General features: G+C 59.1%; 4 protein-coding genes. All 4 read right to left on the bottom strand.

All coding sequences use genetic code 11. The annotated features are described in order from the left end of the window. Positions 1-288, bottom strand: a 288-nt coding sequence (locus tag ABX749_RS28245; RefSeq protein WP_372898974.1) for an acyltransferase family protein, incomplete at its 3' end; no start/stop codon positions are given. 3 nt (positions 289-291) lie between these two features. Then, on the bottom strand, positions 292-1,290 hold the full coding sequence (locus ABX749_RS28240) for a glycosyltransferase (protein WP_372898973.1): 999 nt from the start codon (positions 1,288-1,290) through the stop codon (positions 292-294). Then, positions 1,283-2,329, bottom strand: a complete 1,047-nt coding sequence (locus ABX749_RS28235; RefSeq protein WP_372898972.1) for a methyltransferase domain-containing protein — start codon at positions 2,327-2,329, stop codon at positions 1,283-1,285. The genes ABX749_RS28240 and ABX749_RS28235 overlap by 8 nt, the downstream gene beginning before the upstream one ends. Before the next feature lie 55 nt (positions 2,330-2,384). Continuing rightward, on the bottom strand, positions 2,385-2,862 hold a 478-nt coding region (locus tag ABX749_RS28230), incomplete at its 5' end, for a polysaccharide biosynthesis C-terminal domain-containing protein (RefSeq protein WP_372898971.1).

Genomic DNA, 2,862 nt, shown 5'->3' with positions numbered 1-2,862 from the left:
GAGCAAATTGACGGCGTACGCCATCAGAATCACCAAATAGTAGAGCGGCAGGATTCGCAGGCTTCTGCGCCAATAGAACGCGCGCAAGAACCGTGGCTGATCGAGATTGCGTTGAATGATGCCGGTGATCAAGAAACCGGAGAGGACAAAGAACAGATCGACGCCTGTCGCGCCGAACCAAAATCCGCGCGGCAGGTGACAACACAGCACCGCCATCGCGGCGATACCCCGCAACGCGTCGAGTTCCACGATGTGTGGGGCTGATTGGGTTGGTTTCGTCGATTCCATCGGTCAAACTCCTACGCCGCATTGAGCATGCAGGGCGTCCAAAACGATGCGGCGAACGCGTCGCAGGCGTGTCAGCGGGCGGCCCAGGCCTAGGGGATGGGACCACGGCCAATTGCGAATCGAATTGGCGGTCGCGCGAAGGGCTTGCCAATAGCGTTTTTCCACATCGCACAATTCAATCGCACGTTCAAACTCTCTGGCCGAAAGCCCCTGTTTGACCAAACGCCGTATCCCCGGCACATCGGGATATCGGTTCGCCAGCGAGCGGGCGAAACGCATGTCCAGATCAAAGGTGCGGTCACGGTTGCCCGCACTGGCACCGTCCGGCCGTTGTCGGAATCGGGCCAGCGGCGTTTCCAGTCGACCGACCGCGCCGATCCGGCTCAACCGCAGCCACAATTCGTAGTCTTCGGCGATGTTCATCGCTTCGTCGAATAGGCCGACCTTTGACAGCGCGTCACGCCGACAGACGACCGTCGGTGTTCCAAGCCGGTTGCGAACGATCATTTCGGAAAAACTGTATCGTCGCAGCGTGGCGGTTGGGTCGATTTGGGACGGTGTGCTGTCCCAGGGAATCATGATGGAACCGAGGGCGAGCAGACCTGGATCGGCCTCCAACGCAGCGATTTGAAGCGCCAATTTGTTCGGAAGCCACGCATCGTCGGCATCGAGAAAGGCGATGTATTGACCGCTGCTCAAGCCGATCCCGTGGTTGCGCGCCCCCGCAGGGCCTTTGTGTCGCTCGTTCATCACGTAGCTGCAGGGAACCCCGGATCGTGCGACGACGGCGCGGGTGTCATCGCTGGATCCATCGTCGATCACGACGATTTCCAGGTCGTCATAAGACTGGACCGCGACCGACTGCAACGCGTCGCCGATGTAGCGGGCACAATTGTAGGTGGGGATGATCACCGAAACGCGACCTGGATGGAGGCGTTTGGTCGGTGTTGCGGTCTCAACAGCCGCGATCGTTTGGGCGGCTTCGGCATGATCGTTAGCCATCTTGTCGAGCCTCGATCCGAAAGAAGCTCAAGAAGTTCGACCGCACCGGCGGCGTGCGCAGCAGTGCGTTGTAATCGTCTTGTCGAACGGGGTCATCGGCAAAGCGTTTCAAGCGAACGTTCTCGTCGACATCCATGAAGAACAACGCGTCGATTTGATCGATGTAGGTGCCCGCGCGATAGTCAAACAGAACCAGTCGCTGGGCGGCCTGAATGCGATCCGGATCGTTCACGTCGTCCAAAATCGTCACACCCTCGCAGCGTTGATCGTCCGCCAGTTGTCGCGCCAAGTGGCTCTTGCCCGCGCCGGAGCGGCCCACCACGGCGACCTTCAGCGTGGCATCGATGTGAGAATGGTCGGCGATAAAATCGGGCAGGAAACCCACGTCACGCGATTTCCGGTCACAGCGAAAGAAAGGGCGTCCGACGGAATCTTCACGCAGTTCGTCGTTGGTGTAGCCGAGGAACTCGATGGTTTGAAACCCGCCGTATTTCAGCAAGACCCATGCGTAGTCGCGGGGGTCGTCACCATGATGGCCCTCGAAGTACATCACTTGAGACAATCCCGCCAACCGGCTGAGGATGGAATTGCGGTCTTCCAATTCCTTGGTGCCGTAGACAGAAAGAAACATGACGGTGTCGTGCGGCTCGAGCGCCGCCAGCGGGTTGTCCAGGTCGTCACATCGAAAGGCCGATGTGGGGTCGCTGTAGAGTCCCCGGGCGCGTTGTACCGCGGCGCTATCAAAGTCCAAGCCGGTGACCTGGCGAGCGCCCAATTTCATGCAATGGTTGACGATCGCACCCATATTGCATCCGGCGTCGAGGACACGTTTTCCCGCGATGTCTTCGACGCGAAACAGTTTTAGACGTTCATCGGTCTTGTCCCGCAACCCGACCACCTGTCGAGCGTGGTCGCTGTGGTAGTCCACGAACCATTGGTCGCGTTTGGTCGCGGTGGAACGCTGCCGCGCCAGCACGCGGGACACCAGTGTTCGTGGTGCTCGCGAGATTCGACGGCAGGTCGCTGCAAAATGACTCATCGGTTGGTTTTCCTTTCGCTGACAAGGAGCGATCGACGTTTCTCGTGGATGGAAATCAAGGTTTGGCCTCCAAGACGCCGCGGATTCTCGCCATCCGTCTAAGAGTGGGGAAAAGGTAGCGTTGACGATCGGAGGTGTTCAGACCGAAGCTGCAGGCCAAGGCAACGGCAATCAGGGTTGCGAGCAATCCGCCGATGATCAATTCCGTCCAACTGCTTTGAGCGGTGAGGTGGTGCACGGCGAACACCAACGGTGCCAGCAGCACTGCGACGACTACGGTCGGCCAAAGGATTTGGCGTCTGTAATCTTTGAAACGAAGTTGCAGGTCGGTGCAGACGATGATCGGGTGCACGATGCCACGGCACAGAACGGCGGGCAACGCGGTCCCGATTGCAACGCCCAGCAATCCGAACGGTTGGATCAGAGCGACGCTGATGACAAGATTCATGGTGCCCTCGACACACATCAACCAGGTCAGGCCCTTGAATCGGCGCCGGCCCAACAAAATCTTGGAACCGATCCCGGTTGCGGCG

The organism is Stieleria sp. (assembly GCF_041595215.1).
Classification (GTDB): Bacteria; Planctomycetota; Planctomycetia; order Pirellulales; family Pirellulaceae; genus Stieleria; species Stieleria magnilauensis.
The sequence above is the reverse complement of the archived record's forward strand: the minus strand, read 5'-3'. Positions and strand labels throughout refer to the sequence as shown.